Genomic DNA, 1,239 nt, shown 5'->3' on the forward strand with positions numbered 1-1,239 from the left:
CTTCTGGGTCGCTGGTATCGGCGCTGCCTTGGCCGCGTTCTGGGTCTCCGGCGGGCACGCGCTGGTGCGCCAGGCGCCGTTCCTGTCCAGCGCGCAGGCGTCGGCGCTCAGCATTTCGGGCGTCACGTCACGCGTCGACGCTACCGGGCCGAACGCCGCACTGTTCGTCGATGGTGAGGCCGTCAATGATGGTGCGAAACCGACGGAGTTGCCGCCGCTCGAAATCCGGGTGACCGGCAATGACGGGCAGACTACCCGCTATACGTTGGGGACATCCGGCCGTTCGCTGGCGTCTGGCGAAAGATTCGGCTTTGCCAGCCGGCTCGACGTGCCTAGAAACGGTGTGAAGACCGTGTCGGTCACTTTCGCCGAATAGGCGATCACCGGGGAAGACCATCAATGCCCATCGTACGCGGCAAGGACATCGAGGTTCTGTTTTCAGCATCGGCGATCGCGCGGCGCAATCTCGAGCTCGCCAAGGAGATTGCCGGACACGACTATCACGATCTGCTGGTGATCTCGGTGCTGAAGGGCTCGTTTATCTTCGCCGCCGATCTTATCCGGGCCATGCACGATGTCGGCCTGTCGCCGGAGGTCGAATTCATCTTCATCTCCAGCTATGGCGCCGGCACCAGCAGCGGCGAGGTGAGGGTGCTGCGCGACATCGACAATGAGGTCGCCGGCCGCGACGTGCTGCTGATCGACGACATTCTCGAATCGGGGAAGACGCTGAGCTTTACCCGCGAGCTGATGTTGTCGCGGGGCGCCAAGAGCTGTTCGATCGCCGTGCTGCTCGACAAGCGCATGCGCCGCCAGACCGAGCTCAATGCCGATTATGTCGGCTTCGACTGCCCCGACTATTTCGTCGTTGGCTACGGCATGGATGTAGCCCATGCTTTTCGCGAGTTGCCGTTTGTCGGTGTCGTCAAAGGGGATGTCTGAGCGGCATCAAAAAGGTTTGCTGATGCTTAGAGCGGTTCGCCGCTTCACGAAAACGCCGAACCGCTCGAGTTTTTTGTTTTGACGCAATTCCCAAGGGAAAGCGCTGTGCGCTTTTCCCGGAAAATCGTCTCACACTTTTCCTGAATTGCTCGTGGGCTTTCAGGAAAAGTCAACTTTTGGCGGCCAAATATGCCGGCCATGGCAAAGCTTCTGATCGTCGAGGACGATGAGTCCGTCCGCACCCTGGCCGCCCGCGCGCTTGAACGCGCCGGGCACACAATCGATATCGCGGCGGAC

General features: G+C 60.9%; 1 protein-coding gene and 2 pseudogenes. All 3 read left to right on the forward strand.

Features of this window, described 5'->3' with window-relative positions; all coding sequences use genetic code 11:
- Window positions 1-376 (forward strand): annotated as a pseudogene (locus tag EN939_RS34780) (hypothetical protein); the annotation flags it as partial.
- A gap of 23 nt (window positions 377-399) precedes the next feature.
- Window positions 400-942: a hypoxanthine phosphoribosyltransferase gene (gene hpt, locus EN939_RS34785; protein WP_023811104.1), complete on the forward strand. Its 543-nt coding sequence runs from the start codon at window positions 400-402 to the stop codon at window positions 940-942.
- Between the two features lie 198 nt (window positions 943-1,140).
- A pseudogene (locus EN939_RS39545) lies at window positions 1,141-1,239 on the forward strand (response regulator); the annotation flags it as partial.

Source organism: Mesorhizobium sp. M7A.F.Ca.CA.002.05.1.1 (assembly GCF_003998335.1).
Classification (GTDB): Bacteria; Pseudomonadota; Alphaproteobacteria; order Rhizobiales; family Rhizobiaceae; genus Mesorhizobium.